Here is a 16,206-nt window from a genome sequence, read left to right as displayed (position 1 = left end):
TTCCTTCCAAAAACGGCAGTTCTCTAAAGAACTGCCGCTACCTCTTAGAACTGCCAGTCCAGCGTCAGGCCCACTCCGTGGTCCTTTTCGTTGGAGCCGATCAGCCCGTTGTAGTCCAGGTTGACCCGGACATCGCGATTGAGCGCCAGCCCGGCGCGTACGCCGACCACCGCTGCATCTCGATCCATCGACACACTTTGCACGGTGAACGCACTGTTGCCATTGACGAAGGCCAAGTGGCTGTCGGCATCCACGCTGCTCAAGTTGTGCTGCCAGCCCAGGCTTGCGCCCAGTTCCAGCTGGTGTTTCTCCGACAGGGCAAAGGTGCGTTTGGCCCGCACCCCGAGGGTCGACAACACCACATCGCGGTTGTCTTCACCGCCCTTCAGTGCAGCGGCATCACCTTTCTCGGTGAAGCTGTCGCTGTTGAGGTGCACGTAGGCCAGATTGGCGAACGGCTCCAGGTTCATCGGTTGCAGGCCCAGGTCGTAGGCCGCTTCGGTGAACAGTTGCGCGGTGGTCGCATCACGCTTGGTTTTCTGTTTGCCGCTGACGCCACCGAACTGCAGATCGCGTTTGACGTCGATGCGATGCCAGCTGTAAGCCGCACCGGCGGTCAGACGCAGTGCATCGATCTGATGCCCCAGATACGCGCCCAAGTGATAGCTATCGACCGAGGCGGACGAATGTGTCCCCTCGCCCATGCTCAACGAGCTGTCGCTGTAACCGGTAACGAAACCCAGACGGGTATCTTCAGCGATCAAGCCGTCGACACCGGCCAGCAGGCCGCCGATGGAACTGGTGGAATCGGCGTATTTGGAGCCGCCATCGCTCTTGCCCCAGGCGCCCAGCACTTTGAGCCAGGCATTGCTGCGGTCATCGGTCGGCGCGCCGGCATCGAACAGATCACGCTCACGCAGACGTTCGCCCACGGCATCGCGCAGGTAGCGGCTTTCGTTGATCAGCAGCGTGCCGATGGCCGGGTGAATCTCGCCGGACAGTTGCTGGAAGGCATCTTGCGCAGCGGCGGCGCTCGGCGACAGCAACAGGGTTTCGAACAGTGCATTACCGGCACCCAAACGCTCGGCAGCGGCACCGACCGCACGCTGGTTCGGCGTCAGGCCAACGCTGGCGAACGAGGCGTCGTTACGCGTGACGTCCAGTCGCACGCCGCTCGCCGAATAAGCCAGGGCGCCGCCGAGGAAGGCGTAATCCGGCAGTACTTGCCCGAATTGCCCTTCAATGCCGCCCGCCGCCTGCAGGATGTTGAACTGCGTCCCGAGCAGACTTTTCACTTCGCTGGTGCTCAGCAGGGTCGGGCTGTTTTCCAGCGACATGGTCACGGTCGCCCCTTCAATCACGGCTTTGCCACCGGCAACGATAAGGTCACTGCTGGTGGGAGATACTTCCACTGCATAGATCGAACCCGGCGCGAAGGTCACGTCACCGGCCACGTTCAAGGTGCCGATGGAATTGCCCGGCGCCACGGTACCGCCGCTGTTGGCGGTCAGCGCAGTGATCCGGCCGTTGCCGCCGAGGATCCCGCCGTCATTGACCGTGACCGCCGATTGCAGCGAGCCATTGATTGCCAGTCGACCCTGATTGACCAGGGTCGGGCCGCTGTAGGTGTTGTTGCCGGTCAGCACCAGGGTGCCGATGCCTTGCTTGGTCAGACCGCCATGGCCGGAAATGTCGTTGCGCCAGGTGTCGAGCCCGCAGGTGATGTCGGTGCACACGCGTTCGGTGGGTTTGCCCGCATCGATGATCGCGCCGATGCCTGGCAGATCGGCCACGAACTGTCCGGAGCCGTAGGCGCCCTTGATGCGGAACTCTTCGGGGATGTCCTGCTCGGTGACGAACATCGCCGGGCCGTCGATGCCCTTGCGCAGGTTGATCATGCCCCAGCCGTACAGGGCGTCGATGCCCGGTGCGCCTAGGTCGGTGGCGGTGGTGCGCAATACGCTGGCGACCTGATCGCCGGACATGTACGGGAAGCGCTCCATCAGCACCGCCATGGAACCGGCCACGTGCGGCGCGGCCATCGAGGTGCCGTTGTAGTTCTTGTAGCCGGTGGTCAGGTTGTCGGCGTTGGTGCCTTCGATGATCGAGCTGAAGATTTTCGTACCCGGTGCCGACACGCAGAAACTGGCGGTGTAGCCGCAGCGCGAAGAGAACGTACTCATGATGTACGGATTGGCGCTGGCCAGATCCGGATTCTTCTGCAAAGCGGCGACGGTGATCCAGTTCGGCGCAATGTCCGGCACGAAGTAACCGAGGCCAGCGATGGCGTCCGGGTTGTTCAGGTTGTAGTCGTTGCCCGCCGCGAAAATCGTCACGATCCCGCTGCGCGCGGCGGCGATTGCACCGTCGTAGGCACCGCCGGGTTTGGTGCCCAGCAGTGTGCGGATTTCGTTGAACTGCACTTGCGCGTCGTTGACGGTGAAGTGCGGGTAAGCCGGGTCACGGCCGCCGAGGTCGAAACGGTCGGTGATGCCGATGCCCCAGCTGTTGTTGATGATCCGAGCGCCACTGGCGATCAGCGCATCCCAGCCGGCCTTGTACACCGCGCCGTCGTTGCCGCGCACGATACCGTCTTCCGGGCCAGGGTCGCCGTTGTCGGCGCTGATGATCTGCGCGCCGAACGCCACACCGTGCATCGGCCCGCCGTCACGGCTGCCGGCGGCGATACCACCGACGTGGGTGCCGTGGGCACCGAGCTTGCCGTCGGAACCGACCGAGGGCGAACCGTCATAGCGGAACGCGTCCCCGGCTTTGACCGGGATATACGGGTCGGTGTATTCGCGGATCCCCGTGGTGACCAGGGTGATGACCTTGTTGCTGCCGGAAAACTCCGGGTGCGCGGCGTAGACCGGCTGGTCGAAGATCCCCAGTTTCACGCCTTTACCGGTGTAACCGGCGGCGTAGGCGTAATCCGCCCCGATGGCGCCCAGGCCCCAGTCGGCCTGGAATTCGGCGCTGCGCCAACTGCCCGGATCCCCTGCCCGACCGCTTTCCACGTAGGGCGCCGCGTGTGCGCTGCCCCAGCTGGCCAATGCGCAGAGTAAAGCGAAATTGAGAGTTTTCAGGCGAAAGCATCCACCCGATTGCGCGGGGGTGTTGTTATTTTTCATCCAGCGACCTTCCTTAGTGATGTTGCGAAAAATCCGTTTGTTCAGAACTGCCAGTTCAGGCTCAGGCCCACGCCGTGCTGCTTCTCGCGGCTGGCCAGTTGTCCGGTGTAATCAAGGTTGATCCGCACGTCGCGGGTCAGTGCCAGGCTGGCCTGTACGCCGACCAGCGCAGCGTCGCGCACCAGTGGCGAGCTTTCGACCGTGTACGGCGTACTGCCGCTAGCGAAGCGCAAATGCTGTTCGGATTCGATATCGGTCAGGCTGTGCTGCCAGCCAAGGTGTCCGCTCACTTCCAGCTTCTGTGCGGACGGCAGGTCGAAGGTCTTGATCGCCCGCACGCCAAGGGTGCTCAGCACCGCATCGCGCTGGTCGTCGCCACTTTTCAGCGCGGCGGCGTCGCCCTTCTCGGTGAAGCTGTCGGTGTCCAGATGCACGTAGGCCAGGTTGACGAACGGCTCCAGGGCCAGCGGTTGCAGGTTCAGTCGATAAGCCGCCTCGCCGAATACCTGGGTGGTGGCGGCATCGACCTTGGCTTTCTGCTTGGCGCTGACGTTGCCGTACTGCAGGTCGCGCTTCACATCGGCGCGATGCCAGCTGTAGGCCGCGCCGGTGCTCAAGCGCCAGGCGCCGAGTTCGTGACCGGCGTAGGCGCCGAGGTGATAGCTGTCGACCTTGGCCGAGGAATGGGTACCCGAACCCATGCTCAACGAACTGTCGCTGTAACCGGTGACCAGACCGATGCGGGTCTGCTCGTCCAGTGCGCCGTCGACACCGGCCAGCAAACCGCCGATGGAGGTGTTGTAACCGGCGGTGTCATGGCGCGAGTCGGTGCTGCCCCAGGCGCCGAGGGCCTTGATCCAGCCATTGCTCTGCGTGGCTTGGGCATCGTGCAGGCGTTCGCCTATGGCGTCGCGCAGTTGCCGGCTGTCGTTGATCAGCACTGAGCCGAGGGCCGGATAGACTTCACCGCTCAGCTGTTGAAAGGCTTGTTGCGCATCACTGGCGGTAGCCGACAACAGCAGGCTTTCGTAAACGGAGTTGCCCGCGCCCAAGCCTTCGACGGCAGTGGCCACGGAGCGCTGATTCGGTGTCCGGCCAACGCTGGCGAACGATGTCGCGTTGCGCTCGACGTTCAAGCCAATGCCGTTGTCGCTGTAGCCCAGGCTGCCTCCGATGAACAGGTAATCCGGCAGCACCGCGCCGAACCGCCCCTGAATGCCGCCCGCCGCTTGCAGGATGTCGAATTGCCGGCCGAGCAGGCTTTTCGTTTCGGCGGTGCTGAGCAGGGTCGGGCTGTTTTCCAGCGACAGGCTCACGGTGGCGCCGTTGATGGCAGCGATGCCGCCGGCGACGATGCGGTCGCTGCTGGTGGGAGACAGTTCCACCGCGTAGGTCGAACCCGGGGCGAAGGTCACATCACCGGCCACGTTCAAAGTGCCAATCGAATTGCCCGGTGCCACCCGGCCGCCGCTGTTGGCGGTCAGCGCAGCGATTCGCCCGGAGCCGCCGAGGGTGCCACCGTCGTTGACGGTCACGGCCGAGGTCAGCGATCCGTTCACCGTCAGCAGGCCGCCATTGACCGTGGTCGGCCCGCGATAAGTGTTTTCACCGGTCAGCGTCAGTCGACCGTCGCCTGACTTGATCAGGCTGCCCTGGTACACCCGACCGGCCGCCGCTGCGTCGCGGGCCAAGCCCACGGCGTAATCGGTCTGATCCTGCTGGCTGGCGCCGGCCGGCACGCCGTTCTGCCAGCCTTTGCTTTGCAGGGTTTGCTGCCAGGCGCTGTGTTCGGCGAGATCTTCGCTCTGGCGCTGGATCAGCGCCTTGTCGCTGATGTCATTGCTCCAGACATCACTCTGCCCGGCTGCCAGATGGACGTCGAACGCCCCGAGCAATTGCCCCGGCCCGCGCATTGCCCGGTACAGGTTGGCCACGCCCCAGCCGACTCGCTCGGTCGGCACGTCAGTGACCGAGCCGTCAAGTTGAGTGGCCGTGGTCAGCAGCACTTCGAGCGCCTGCTGGTTGTTCATGTACGGGTAGCGTTCCATCACCAGCGCCAGTGCCCCGGTAGCGTGCGGCGCGGCCATCGAGGTCCCGGACTTGATCGCATAACCGCCGTCGGGAATGGTGCTGTCGATCTTCGCCCCCGGCGTGGTGATGCACCAGTATTTGGCGAGGCCGCACTGGTTGTACTTCTGCTGATTGCTTTGATCGAGCCCGGAGACCGCCAGCCAGTGGCCTTCCAGATCCGGCTGAAAGTACGGCAGCGCCGAGCGCACGCTGGCATTCGGGTAGCCGCTGTTGCCGGCGCTGAACACGTTTATCACGCCGCGACGGGAAACGTCCGCCGCCGCATCCAGCCAGGTGCCCTTGTTCCAGTGCTGGGCGTAAGCCGCATGCAAATCAGCAAGCGTCCGATAGCTGACATCCGGCGGCTGACTGCCCCAACTGTTGTTGATCGCCCGCACGCCGGCATCGGCCAGAGCGTCGTACACCGCTTTGAAATAGCGCGGATCCGGGTTGGGGCCGAACAGGAAACTGTCGTTCTTGTTGGTGTTGCCGACGTAGATTTGCGCGTTGTACGCGACGCCATGCATGCCGGTGCCATCGCGGGACGCGCCCATGGTGCCGACCACATGGGTGCCGTGGGAGTCGTTGTTCGGGTTGAGGGTGCCGTTGACGTTGAACAGCGAGCCGTCGAGGTAGCTGCCGCTGGCCAGTACCGGGTGATAACGGTCACTGGCGAATTCGGGATGGGCGGCGTCGAAACCGGAGTCCAGCGCGCCGATCTTCACGCCCTTGCCGGTGATGCCGGCGGCGTAGGCCTGATCGGCCTGCATCCGGTTCAGGCCCCAGTCACGCAGGAATTCGGCGCTGCGCCAACTGGCCGGATCGCCGGGTTTGCCGGATTCGAGGTATTGGGCCTGAGCCGGGTTTGCACAAATGACAAGCAACAGGGTGCCGACCGATGCCGGCTTGAAGCGTACGTCCATGTTCACTACTCGTTTTTGTTGTTTTGTGTCGTAGCTTTTGCCTGGAAGCTACGGTGTTATTGCGTCCGAGGGCCTTGTCCGAAGGCTTCGTCCACCCGAGCCAGATCCTGCTCGCTCAAGGTGCCCGCGTAGTAATGCAATTTGGTCCAGGCCATGAGGTAGTCATAGCGTGCCTGGGCCAGATCGCGGCGGGTGGTGAATAGTTGTTGTTCGGCGTTCAGTGCGTCGAGATTGGTTCGCTCGCCACCGAGAATGCTTTGCTTGGTCGAGATCACCAGCGCTTCGGCCGACGCCAGGGCCTTTTGATAGGCGCGTAGTTTGCTGACCCCGGACAGGCACGCGCTGAACTGGCGACGCAGTTCGATCAGCGTCTCACGGGTCTTGCCGTCCAGTTCGTATTCGGCCTGTTCCATGCTGCGGCTGGCCTGACGGGTCGAGGCCGACACGCCGCCACCGGCGTACAACGGCACGCTGACTTCGAAACCGATGGTGTTGGTTTCGTAGCGCTGGTTGTAGGTGTTGCCGCTTTCCGATTCGTTCTGGCGCATCGTGGCGTAGGCGCTGACTTTCGGCAGGTGCCCGGCGCGGTTGCGCTCGACTTCGTAACGCGCCACTTCTACCGCCTGACGCTGGGACGCCAGGTTCGGATTGTTGCTGATCGCCAGCTCGTGCCAGGTGTCGTAGTTGGCCGGCATCAAGGCAAACGTCTGGAAGTTCTGATCCAGCGGTGCCAGATCACTGATATCCATCGCGGGCACGCCGACCAGTGCGCCCAGCTCCCGTAATGCGGCGTCCTGCTCATCGCGGGCCTCGATTTCCTCGGCGGTCGCCAGTTCATAACGCGACTCGGCTTCGAGGATGTCGGTGCGGGTGCCTTCGCCCTGTTTGAACATGTGTTCGTTCTGCTGGAACTGCTGTTCGTAGGCTTTTTTCTTGGCCTGGGCGATGTCGATCTGATCCTGGGCAAACAGCGCCTTGGTGTAGTTGTCGAGCACCCGCACCAGCAATTCCTGGCTCTTGCCGCGAAAGTTTTCGTCGGCAAACAGCGATTGCGCCACGCCCTTGCGGTACGCCGCGTAGGCTTCATAGTCGAGCAAGGGTTGTTGCAGGGTCAGGCTGGAGCCGTAGCTGTTGTAGTTACGCTCATCCGTGTTGTTTCGCGCCCGCGAGTCGAGTGAAGTGGCCTTCGACGAGTTGCGCCCCTTGTTGTAGTTGTAACCCAGTTTCGGCAGCAGCCCGGCGCGGCCGATGGCGCGGTTTTCAAGGCCGGCGTCGCGTTCCTTGATCGCTCCGAGGAACACCGGGTCATTGCGCAACGCCTGTTCATAGATATCGAACGGCCCCATGGCCGCCACTGCACTGTTGCCCGCGAGCAGCGCGAACGCTGCCGCCAGCATGGAAAGCTTATTCATACAGCCGAACATCCTTATTCTTCGGTCAACGCGGAACCGGCGCGGTCGAGCAACGGCTTGAACAGGTAGTTGAGGAGTGAACGTTCGCCAGTGCGCACGAACATTTCCGCCGGCATACCCGGTTTGATCACCAGACCGTTGAGTTTTTCCATGGCCTGGTCGCTGACGCTGCTGCGCAACACGTAATACGGCACGCCGGTTTTCTCGTCGACCATCTGGTCGGCGGAAATCAGGCTGACTTCGCCGGGAACCCGTGGGGTCTTGCTCTGGTTGAAGGCGGTGAACAGGATGTCCACCGGCAGGTGCGTACCGACCTTGTCGATCAGGTTGATCGGCAAGTGCCCTTCGACTTCCAGGCGTGTGCCTTGCGGGACGATTTCCAGCAAGGTTTCGCCCTGGCGTACCACTGCGCCTTCGGTGTGCACCCCGAGGTTGACCGCCACGCCGTCGGCGGTGGCGAGGATTTCGCTGTGCTGCAGGTCGAAACCGGCGGAGGTCAGTTGCTCCGACAGCGTGACGCTTTTCAGTTGCGCCTCGGCCAGTTGGCTGCGGACTTCCTTCTGGTATTCCTCGCCGTGCTGTTGCAGTTTCAGGCGGGATTCGAGAATGCCCTGCTCCACGCGACCACTTTCGCCGGTGTTCTCGGCCAGTTGCTGCTGCACCTGCGACAGTTGACGCTGGTATTCCATCAAGCGGTTACGCGGGATGTAGCCGTTGTCGGCCAGCGGTTGCAGGTTGCTCAACTGCTGTTGCAGCGAATCGGCTTGCGCATTGAGATCGGTACGGGCGCGGCGCATGCCCGCCAGTTGCGCGGTGGCGCCTTCGATACTGGCGCGCAAGGCGGCCTGTTCGCGGGAAAACGCTTCGCGGCGGCTGCTGAACAATTGCCGCTGGCCTTCCAGCACCAGCGCCAGACGCGGATCGGGGTCATTGCTCAGTTCCGCCGGAAAGGTCACTTGCTTGAGGTTGTCACGCTCGGCCTCCCAGCGCGCGAGGCTGGCCCAGGCCATGCGGTATTGCGCCTGCAACGACTGCACGTCGGCGGCGACCTGGGTCTGGTCGAGGCGAAACAGCGGCTGGCCCTGTTTCACGATCTCGCCCTCGCGCACCAGAATCCGGCTGACCACGCCGCTGCTCATCGACTGCACGGCTTTGCGCTTGCCCGACACCACCACGGTGCCTTGTACCGGAATGCCTTGATCCAGCGGCGCCAATGCCGCCCAGGTGAAGAAACTGCCGGCGCCGACCAGTGCCAGAATCCAGCCCATGCGGGCGAAAAACTTTGCATCGCGCTCCGGGCGTTCGGTGATGTACGCGTGTTCCATCGTCGCTTCGTTTTGCGTGTTCATGTTCGCGCTGCTCATACACCGGAATTCCTTGTCGTCGGCTGATACTGTCGGCTCATGCTGAGCCCGGCCGGTGCCTGTGCAGGTTTTTCATTTTGTTGGGGCAGGTTGCCGGAAAGCGCCTTGAGCACATCGTGGCTCGGGCCGAACGCTTGCAGACGACCGTCGTTGAGTACCAGCAACTTGTCGGCCTGGGCCAGCACCGAAGAACGGTGCGTCACCAGCACCACGGTGGTGCCCTGGGCCTTGAGCTGCACAATCGCGCTGGACAACGCGGCTTCGCCGACGGTGTCGAGGTTGGAGTTCGGCTCGTCCAGCACCACCAGGCTCGGGTTGCCGTACAACGCACGGGCCAATGCCACGCGCTGTTTCTGGCCGCCGGACAAACCACTGCCGTCCTCGCCCAGTTGTGTGTCGTAGCCTTGCGGCATGCGCAGGATCAGTTCGTGCACCCCGGCCTGTTGCGCGGCGGCCACGACCTTTTGCGGATCGGCTTCACTGAAGCGGGCGATGTTCTCGGCGATGCTGCCGCTGAACAGTTCGATGTCCTGCGGCAGATAGCCGATGTACGGGCCGAGCTGATCGCGGTTCCAGCGGTGAATGTCGGCGCCGTCCAGGCGCACCGTGCCACCGAGGGCCGGCCATACGCCGACCAGCACTCGCGCCAGAGTCGACTTGCCGGAGCCGGAGGCACCGAGCACGCCCAGCACTTCACCGGCCGCCAGGTTGAAGTTGACCATGTGCAAGGTCGCGGCACGCTGCCCCGGAGGGCCGGCGCTGACCTGTTCGAAGGTGATCTGGCCTTTCGGCGCCGGCAGGGCCATGGCGTCATCGCTCGGCGGGAAGGCTTGCAGCAATGCATCGAGGCGGCGGTAAGCCAGCTTCGCCCCGCTCCACTGCTTCCACACGGCGATCAACTGGTCGATCGGGCTCAACACCCGGCCCATCAGGATGGAACCGGCGATCATCATCCCGGCGGTCATGTCGCCCTTGATGACCAACAGTGCGCCGAGGCCCAGCACCAGCGATTGCAGGCACAGGCGCAAGGTTTTGCTTAGCGAGCTGATCACCGCGCCAGTGTCGCTGGCCTGGTTCTGCAGGCCGAGGAACCGCGAATGCACCTGGAACCAGCGTTTGCGCAGCGAGCCAAGCATGCCCATGGCTTGAATGGTTTCAGCGTTGTGCAAATGGCTGGTGGCCAACTGGCTGGATTTCTGCGAGTAACCGGCGGCTTCACCCAGCGGTTTCTTGGTCATGTATTCGTTCAGGCACGCCAGCGCGATCAACAGCAGTGCACCCGCCGTGGCCAGCACGCCGAGCCAGACGTTGAACAGATAAATCACGAACAGATAGACCGGAAACCACGGCGCATCGAAGAATGCGAACAGCGCAGGCCCGGTGACGAACTGGCGAATGTGGGTCAGGTCGCCCAGCGACTGCCCGGCGTTGCCCTCGCCCTTGAACAGGTTGCGCTCGAACGCCGCCTGATAGACCCGCAGGTTGAACCGGCGCTCGAGCTGGCTGCCGATGCGGATCACGATAAAACTTCGCACCACTTCCAGCAGACCAATGAAGGCAAAGAAACCGACGACCATCAACGACAGCATCGCCAGGGTGGTTTCGTTCTGCGAAGACAGCACCCGGTCATAGACCTGAAGCATATAAATGGAGGGCACCAGCATCAGCACGTTAATCAGTGCGGTAAAGCATCCGACGCTGATCAGAATGCTCTTATAGTCACCCAATGCCTTGAATAAGGGAGCGGTGGCTGGGGCCTTCGCCATCTTCATTGATTATTCCTGAAATGATATTCCTCGCCCTGCTTGGCGAGACTTCAATTAATTGTCCGCATTAAGTGCGGGACATACACCGCCAGCACTCGCTTACACTTCAATAACAACTTCGGCGATTAAAACCGGCATCCGTGTTATTGCACTGCTGCTTATAACTGTAACGGGGCTCTTTATATTGAAACTGTCGCTCGGTTCCGGTCATCAAGGCTGCTGGGCAGTACGCTTGAGTGTAATCACCAGACCCGACTTCAAAGTGCTCAGATAAAGCCCATCACGTTGTCGGCTGAAAAACTGGATTCTTGAGCCTTCCTTGCCGGTGATCGACAGGCCGTCCGGATCGGGAAACCAGCCGATGGCACTCTCCTGCAACCACGCGCTCAGGCAATCGGCGCCTTTGCCCAGGGTCTGATTGGCTTCGAGGTCGAGCTGGCAGGTGTTCGAAGGCTTGTCTTGCATGGCTTGCGCTTCGGGGCTGTCACTGCGAGCGCTCAGGGTCGCTTGCCACGGCCCGGCAAATACCGATGGGTCTTCGAGTCTCAGGCTGCTTGCCATGGTTGTTTCTCCAGAAATCATCATCAGCATCGGCAACAGATAAGCCGTCGCTTTACGGGTAAAAGCGAATTGGATCATAGGAAATTTCACTCCGGCACGTAGCCTTGCTTACCGGCCGTGGCGATGCAAGTGAAGAAAGCGGCGCTTTATGCGCCGCTTTCCCGGTTTACATCACGCCACGATGTCGCTGACAGCCGCCTGGCCAACGGTGCTGACCTGGAAATCAGCCACGCCGTGCCCGGAGAAGTCCACCGACAGCAGGCTGTTGCCGCCCGAGGATGTCAGAACCGCATCACCCGCCGCGCCGGTAAAGGCGCTGACGAAGTGCAGGCCGGCGCCCTTGGTGATACCGGTCAGGTCGATTTTGTCCAGACCGCTGACGAAATCGAGGATCTGATCGATTGCACCCGGCTTGGAGTCGGAGCTGGCCGCGAACACAAAGGTGTCCGATCCCGCACCGCCCCACAGTTTGTCGGCACCGCCCGCGCCCCAGATGATGTCGTTGCCGGCACCGCCCTTGAGCTCGTTGGCCACGCTGTTGCCGATCAGCAGGTCGTTGCCCGACCCGCCGATCGCGTTCTCGATGGTGACACCTTTGGCGATGGACACGTTGCCCACCAGGCCGCCAACGTCGGAGAACGAGGCTTCATTGAGGTTGATCTTCTGGTTCTGGGTGAAACCCGAGAAGTCGAAGGTGTCCTTGCCGCCCGCATCCCACACCGAGAACACCAGCTTGTCGGCCGACGACGAGGCGCTGAGGAAATCGCGACCGGCGTTGGAGTTGAAGCCGTAGGTGGTGTCACCGGTACGGGTGGTCATATTGGCGCCGTAGAGCTTCTGGATCGCTGCAATGTCATCCATCAGCGGGCCGGAGGAATAGGCTTCCACGCCGCCCTTGCTGAAGTTCTGGCTGGTATTGCTTTCGCTCCAGTAGCTCATGACGCTGTAGCCGCGAGTGTCTTGCCCGTAGGTCGCGTCGTTGTAGGTCGGGTTGCCGTTGCCGGCGTTGTAGTCGCCCGGATGTGCCAGACCGAGGGTGTGACCGATTTCGTGGGTCAGGGTCTGACGACCGTAGTTGTTCAGATCCGGGTTTTTGTTTTGCGTGTAGCCACTGTTGATCAGGTACCACGAAGTGCCGTCGTAACCGGCGCCGGTGCCTGGCAGATAAGCGAACGCTGCAGCGCCATCCTGGCCGCCGCTGTAGTTGCCGAAGGTCATGTGGCCGTCACCGCCCGAGGCTTTCTCGGTGAAGGTGACATTGGCCACATCGGCCCAGGATTGCATCGCGAGCACGGCCTGGGTCTTTTGTTGGGTACTGAACTGACTGAACCCGGTGATCCCGTGCTTGTACATCGTGCTGGACGATGCAGAAGTCAGGAATGTGTAGGTGAGTTCGATCTTGCCGCTGCCATCCTTGTCCTGGTAGGCAGCGCCGTCGCGCAGCAACTGGGTTGCGGCCTGATCGACGGAAAAGGAGGGTTTGCCATTGACCGTGAGGTTGCCGCCACGATCGTATTGATGGCTGAAGCTATTGATCTGGTTGAACGCCGTGCTGGTCGCTGCCAGAGGTTGTGGCGCCGCGCCGAGCTGGAAAGCCTGTTCGGCGGTATCAATAGCGTTAGCTTTTACTTTCGACATAAACACACTTCCTTGTTTAGCAATGGAACAGTTTTTGTCCGATAGCGACAACCTCTGGCGAGATTGTCCTATCACTCGCCCAATGAAGGCGTAAGAAACCTGACACAATTTGAAATCTAACGTCTAGCGTTTTTTTGAGATCAAACTGAACTGTTCCGGGAAACTCCCGTAAACAAAGCGCATGCCGCCGAAAGAAGTTTGTAAGTGTGGTGAGTTTGCCTAATTGTCTGACGTTTTCTTATTTAAATATTAAATATCGGTAAGTTGTTTTTTGTTAGCAGCGTCTCACTTTGCTGCACTTTATCAGTGCAATGCCAGTGGTTTGATATCAAGTTGATCCAACAGTACATATTCAGGCGAGGGCCGTACCGCCCTCGCCTTTTTTCTTCAGCTGCCAGTGCGAATCTTGTTCCACACCCGCGTGCGGATCCGGTCGATGTTCAGCGGCATCGCTTCCAGTGCGAACAGCTTGCCCATCATTTCCGGGCTCGGATAAACCTTGGTGTCGTTCTTGATCGCCGGGTCGATCAGGCTGTCGGCCTGTTCGTTACCATTGGCGTAGTGCACGTAGTTGCTGATGCCGGCCATCACGTCTGGCTGCAGCAGGTAGTTCATGAACGCATAGCCGGCCTTCTCGTCCGGTGCGTCGGCGGGCATGGCGACCATGTCGAACCAGATCGCCGCGCCTTCCTTGGGAATCTCGTAGCCGATGTCGACGCCGTTCTTCGCTTCTTTGGCGCGGTTTTCCGCTTGCAGGATGTCGCCGGAGAAACCGACCGCCACGCAAATGTCGCCATTGGCCAGATCGCTGGTGTACTTCGAAGAATGGAAGTAGCTGACATACGGCCGCACTTTCATCAGCAGCGCTTCAGCTTTCTTGTAGTCCTCGGGATTCTTGCTGTGATGCGGCAACCCCAGGTAGTTGAGCGCTGCCGGCAGCAGTTCCGGGCCGTTGTCGAGGATCGCTACGCCGCATTTCTGCAGTTTTTCCATGTATTCGGGTTTGAAGATCAGATCCCAGGAGTCCACCGGCGCGTTGTCACCCAGCACGGCCTTGACCTTGGCGACGTTGTAGCCGATGCCGGTGCTACCCCACAGGTACGGAAAGCCGTGTTCGTTGCCCGGATCGTTGGTCTGCAGGGCTTTGAGCAACACGGGGTTGAGGTTCTTCCAGTTCGGCAACTGGCTCTTGTCGAGCTTCTTCAGCGCCCCGCCCTCGATCTGCCGCGCCATGAAGTGGTTGGACGGAAACACCACGTCGTAACCGGATTTGCCGGTCATCAGCTTGCCGTCGAGGGTTTCGTTGCTGTCGTAGACGTCATAGGTGACTCCGATGCCGCTGGCCTTTTCGAAGTTCCTGGCGGTGTCCGGCGCGATGTAGTCGGACCAGTTGTATACCTTGACCGTATCCGCCGCCTGAGCGAGGGAAACGGCGAGCATCAAGGGTGCGAGTGCGAGGGTCTTTCGGATCATGGATCGATTCCTGTATTGGCTATTGTTGTTGGCAGGCAATCAAAAGGATCAAAACGTCAGAAAATCAGGACATAGGTCTTGCGCACGGTTTCCTCGATGTCCCAGATCCCGAGCGTGTTGGCCGGCAACATCAGTGCGTCGCCACCTTGTATGTGCAGGGTTTCGCCGCCGTCGTCCGGGGTGAACGTGCAGCGACCGGAAATGAAATGGCAGAACTCCTGAGCGGTGATCTGTCGCCGCCAGCGGCCGGGCGTGCATTCCCAGACGCCGGTTTCGACGCCGTCGTCGCGTTCGACGCTGGTGGTCGAGGCAATCGCCACCGGCGTGCCGAGCGGCACGGCCACCGGGTTGGATTCCTCCAGTTGCAACGTGGCGGTGTTCTTGAATTGGGTGATGCTCATGGCGTTACCTGTCTTGTAGTAAACAACGTTTAGTGCATGAAACCTTCCATGAACCCGGCCACCTGACTGGCGAGCTTGCGCCGCCAGGGCGCGGTCGCCGGGTTCGCCAGGGTCTGGTCTTCGTGAACAAAGCTTTTGATGATCGCGTTGTAGCCGAGCCAGCGGCACGGTTCCGGCTCCCAGGCCCGCAGCGCGTGGATCCCGCCGTCGGGCAGCACCCACGGTTGATGCGTCAGCTCGGTGTCGCGCTCGAGAATCAGATCCGCAAGCGTCCGTCCGCCCAAGTTGGAAGCGCCGACACCCTCCCCGCCATAGCCGCCGGACAGCGCGATGCCGTTGGCCCGGTCACAGAGCATGTGCGGTTTGAAATGCCGGGACATGCCGAGGTTGCCACCCCAGGCGTGGGTGATCTGGACGTTTTTCAGCTGCGGGAACAGCTCACCGAACAGGTAGCGGCGCAGCTCGACTTCATCGCGGGTCAGGTCGAAGTTGTGGCGCAGCTTGCCGGCGAACTGATAACCGCCACGGGCGCCGAAGACCAATCGGTTATCGGCGCTGCGCTGGCCGTAAGTGACCTGACGGCTGAATTCGCTGAACGCCTGGCCCCGACTGAGGCCGATCGCGTCCCAGGTCGCGGCGGACAACGGCTCGGTGGCGACGATCAGGCTCTGCACCGGTAATTGATAACGGCCCAGCGGTGGCAGCGTGACGGAATAGCCTTCGATGGCCGGGACGATCCAGCGGCTGCGCACACTGGCCTTGTCGGTGCGAAGGCTGCCGGCCTGCCAATGGGTCACCGGGCTGTTTTCGTAGATCTTCACCCCCATGCTTTCAACGGTTCGCGCCAGGCCGCGCACCAGTTTCGCCGGGTGAATGGTCGCCACATGCGGGGCGAAGATGCCGCCGTAAGGCTTGGCGATGCGCAGCTGCTGCGCCAGTTGCTCCGGGCTGAGCCAGCGGTAATCGTCGTCGGTCAGGCCCTGAGCGTGGAGTTTTTTCAGGTAGTCGCGAAGACTGACTTCCTGTTCGGGGTAGCGCGCGGCGCAGTACAGCACCCCGCCTTTGCGGTAATCGCAGTCGATGCCTTCGCGTTCGAGGACATTCGCCACTTCATCCGGAATGCCGTGCAACAGATCGTAAGAAGCGCGGCGCTGTTGCGGTGACACGCCCGCCAGCAGGCGATCTTCGCCCAGCAGATTGCCCATCAACCAGCCGCCGTTGCGGCCCGACGCGCCGAACCCGGCGGTTTGCGCCTCGATGATGGCGATGTTCAGGCTCGGCGCCTGCTGTTTCAGGTAGTACGCCGTCCACAGCCCGGTGTAACCGGCGCCGATGATTGCCACGTCGACATCCAGGTCCTGCGCAAGCGACGGGCGCGGGGTCAGCGGCTCGTCGAGTTGATCCATCCACAAACTGATAGTGCGCCACGCCGGCATGCAAGACTCCGCCAATCCAGGTTTCGATGGC

10 protein-coding genes are annotated in these 16,206 nt (G+C 61.6%); all 10 read right to left on the bottom strand.

The window, feature by feature from the left end:
- Positions 1–44 precede the first annotated feature (44 nt).
- The gene (locus KJY40_RS15180; protein WP_230730900.1) at positions 45–3,131 is read right to left on the bottom strand and encodes an autotransporter serine protease; all 3,087 of its coding nucleotides are present in this window, start codon (positions 3,129–3,131) and stop codon (positions 45–47) included.
- Positions 3,132–3,172: 41 nt separating this feature from the next.
- The gene (eprS, locus tag KJY40_RS15175; RefSeq protein ID WP_230730899.1) at positions 3,173–6,124 is read right to left on the bottom strand and encodes an autotransporter serine peptidase EprS; all 2,952 of its coding nucleotides are present in this window, start codon (positions 6,122–6,124) and stop codon (positions 3,173–3,175) included.
- Positions 6,125–6,180: 56 nt separating this feature from the next.
- Positions 6,181–7,548 (bottom strand): TolC family outer membrane protein, encoded by a 1,368-nt coding sequence (locus KJY40_RS15170; protein ID WP_230730898.1) that lies wholly within the window; start codon positions 7,546–7,548, stop codon positions 6,181–6,183.
- Between the two features lie 2 nt (positions 7,549–7,550).
- Entirely contained in the window at positions 7,551–8,900 is a 1,350-nt protein-coding gene (locus tag KJY40_RS15165; protein WP_230730897.1) for an HlyD family type I secretion periplasmic adaptor subunit, read from the bottom strand.
- Entirely contained in the window at positions 8,897–10,672 is a 1,776-nt protein-coding gene (locus tag KJY40_RS15160; protein WP_230730895.1) for a type I secretion system permease/ATPase, read from the bottom strand. Before KJY40_RS15160 ends, KJY40_RS15165 begins: the two co-directional genes overlap by 4 nt.
- 204 nt (positions 10,673–10,876) lie before the next feature.
- Positions 10,877–11,305, bottom strand: a complete 429-nt coding sequence (locus KJY40_RS15155) for an AprI/Inh family metalloprotease inhibitor (protein ID WP_230730894.1) — start codon at positions 11,303–11,305, stop codon at positions 10,877–10,879.
- A 93-nt stretch (positions 11,306–11,398) separates the two neighbouring features.
- The gene (locus KJY40_RS15150; protein ID WP_230730892.1) at positions 11,399–12,865 is read right to left on the bottom strand and encodes a serralysin family metalloprotease; all 1,467 of its coding nucleotides are present in this window, start codon (positions 12,863–12,865) and stop codon (positions 11,399–11,401) included.
- A gap of 387 nt (positions 12,866–13,252) precedes the next feature.
- Positions 13,253–14,338 carry a polyamine ABC transporter substrate-binding protein gene (locus KJY40_RS15145; protein ID WP_230730891.1) on the bottom strand — a complete coding sequence of 362 codons (1,086 nt, stop codon included), beginning with the start codon at positions 14,336–14,338 and terminating at the stop codon, positions 13,253–13,255.
- A gap of 56 nt (positions 14,339–14,394) precedes the next feature.
- Complete coding sequence (locus KJY40_RS15140; protein WP_102686193.1) at positions 14,395–14,739, bottom strand: cupin domain-containing protein; 345 nt, start codon at positions 14,737–14,739, stop codon at positions 14,395–14,397.
- 29 nt (positions 14,740–14,768) lie between these two features.
- Positions 14,769–16,175: an NAD(P)/FAD-dependent oxidoreductase gene (locus KJY40_RS15135; RefSeq protein WP_230730890.1), complete on the bottom strand. Its 1,407-nt coding sequence runs from the start codon at positions 16,173–16,175 to the stop codon at positions 14,769–14,771.
- Between the last annotated feature and the right edge of the window lie 31 nt (positions 16,176–16,206).

The sequence above is a fragment of the Pseudomonas fitomaticsae genome, assembly GCF_021018765.1.
Classification (GTDB): Bacteria; Pseudomonadota; Gammaproteobacteria; order Pseudomonadales; family Pseudomonadaceae; genus Aquipseudomonas; species Aquipseudomonas fitomaticsae.
This window is presented reverse-complemented; position numbering and strand designations above follow the sequence as displayed.

Coding starts and splice junctions, on each gene's coding strand:
- eprS (WP_230730899.1), bottom strand. CDS start 6,124: ATGGACGTACGCTTCAAGCCGGCATCGGTCGGCACCCTGTTGCTTGTC.
- KJY40_RS15150 (WP_230730892.1), bottom strand. CDS start 12,865: ATGTCGAAAGTAAAAGCTAACGCTATTGATACCGCCGAACAGGCTTTC.
- KJY40_RS15145 (WP_230730891.1), bottom strand. CDS start 14,338: ATGATCCGAAAGACCCTCGCACTCGCACCCTTGATGCTCGCCGTTTCC.
- KJY40_RS15160 (WP_230730895.1), bottom strand. CDS start 10,672: ATGAAGATGGCGAAGGCCCCAGCCACCGCTCCCTTATTCAAGGCATTG.
- KJY40_RS15135 (WP_230730890.1), bottom strand. CDS start 16,175: ATGCCGGCGTGGCGCACTATCAGTTTGTGGATGGATCAACTCGACGAG.
- KJY40_RS15180 (WP_230730900.1), bottom strand. CDS start 3,131: ATGAAAAATAACAACACCCCCGCGCAATCGGGTGGATGCTTTCGCCTG.
- KJY40_RS15170 (WP_230730898.1), bottom strand. CDS start 7,548: ATGTTCGGCTGTATGAATAAGCTTTCCATGCTGGCGGCAGCGTTCGCG.
- KJY40_RS15155 (WP_230730894.1), bottom strand. CDS start 11,305: ATGATCCAATTCGCTTTTACCCGTAAAGCGACGGCTTATCTGTTGCCG.
- KJY40_RS15140 (WP_102686193.1), bottom strand. CDS start 14,739: ATGAGCATCACCCAATTCAAGAACACCGCCACGTTGCAACTGGAGGAA.
- KJY40_RS15165 (WP_230730897.1), bottom strand. CDS start 8,900: ATGAGCAGCGCGAACATGAACACGCAAAACGAAGCGACGATGGAACAC.